Source organism: Nostoc sp. FACHB-152 (genome assembly GCF_014697475.1).
In the GTDB taxonomy this organism is placed as follows: Bacteria; Cyanobacteriota; Cyanobacteriia; order Cyanobacteriales; family Nostocaceae; genus Nostoc_B.
In genome coordinates, this window is the sequence record NZ_JACJRV010000189.1 from 1 (window position 1) to 1,661 (window position 1,661).

Below are 1,661 nucleotides of genomic sequence, written 5' to 3' on the forward strand. Positions count from 1 at the left end.
TTAAATAGAGCTTATTGCGAATAAATGCTCTTTTTCTTTTACCACAAATTGCTACACTCTTTGTAAGATAAGCATTCTAGACCATTTTGTCCCCCCGCAAGCTGTAGAAGACACTTATCTCATTGAAAATCCCAATGATAATCAATTTAATTCCCTTTTAGACCGCATTGAAAAAGCTGAGGTCATTGTAGGACATAATATTCGTCGTCACGACATACCAGAACTGTATAAATCAGTTGGACGCGAGCAGCCAGATACACTACAAGAAAAAATTTGCGATACCTTAGAACTATCTAATTTATTTTTCCCAGGTAAAACAACACATAAGCTGAATAAAGTATATCGTAAAGAATTAGGACTTAGTGACCCATTAGAAGATGCTTGGGAAAGTTATAATATCTACACAAGTATTTATCAGCAACGCTGTGAATTACCTGTGATTGTACGTCATTGGGCATGGCGATTACTTCCTAAAGGTTATCCTCGTAAAATAATTCCTGGTTATGTACAACCTCCAGAGCAATTGGAATGGTGGCAAAACCTTAAACAGCATCACCAAAGATTAAATGTTGAGGGTTTGCGGAATTATCTCATCAATTTACCAAAGAAATTTGACAATTTAGGAGCAGTAGTTTTTCTAAATTGGTTATACCAGATCAATGAGTCTGAACTTCGCCGCCCAAATTGGTTAGAGTGTGAATTTCCAAGCTTTTGTGAAGCTGAGAAGAATGCATTTCCCCTTCCATTGGATGAAGTTAAACTTTCAAAGGAACTAAAACAGTTCTTTGGCTTTGAAACATTTAAAACACATCAACTAGAAATTGTCCAAGCACTGCTAAAAGGGAAGACAGTTCCTTTAGGTATCTTGCCCACTGGAGGAGGTAAAAGCATAATTTTTCAACTTCCAGCCCTTATCCTTTCCAAATATTATCGAGGCTTGTCTATCATTGTTTCTCCACTTCAAGCATTGATGGAAGATCAAGTACAAAATTTGAAAGAGAAACTGAAAAATCAACAACTATCTGAGTATGCTGAACGGGTAGAACTACTTACAGGATCACAGTGCCTTGAAGAACAACGCCATATTATTGAAGCCCTTTGGAATGGACAAGTAGATATTCTATACTTATCTCCTGAACGATTGCGGCAACCAACAATTCAACGTATTCTTAAACATCGTCTTCCTCATCTGTGGGTACTTGATGAGGCTCACACTTTGTCCCAGTGGGGATATGATTTTCGTCCAGACTTTTTACGAATTGCTGAAAGTCTTCAGAAATTTTACAAAAATGGACAGAATACTTCTATTCGTTGGGGTTTTGTTACTGCTACCGCAACACCCAAAGTGGTTGATGACCTAAAAGAAGCTGTAATAAAACTTGACGAATTATGCTCCGGTTCTTTAGAGCGTTTGCCACTTGATGGAAAATCTTTTCAATGGCGTGACGAAATCAAAACTCATATAGAAATTGTGGAAAGACCTAAGTCACTTGATGACATCCCAGGCTCAGAGCGACTTAAGAAGACCAAAGAATATCTAAAAAAACAGCAAAAAGAATATATAGAACCCATTTGACATCTTAGGAAGAACCTGCAAGCCTCTTAATCATGAGCCTGATGAAGCAGAGGTTGAGTTTGGCAGTGGCACTAGCTAGAGTTCG

General features: G+C 37.8%; 1 protein-coding gene. It reads left to right on the forward strand.

Features of this window, described 5'->3' with window-relative positions; all coding sequences use genetic code 11:
• Window positions 1–436 precede the first annotated feature (436 nt).
• A complete protein-coding gene (locus tag H6G76_RS37595) occupies window positions 437–1,576 on the forward strand; it encodes a DEAD/DEAH box helicase (protein WP_190711058.1) in 1,140 nt (379 codons plus the stop codon).
• The last annotated feature ends 85 nt before the right edge of the window (window positions 1,577–1,661 follow it).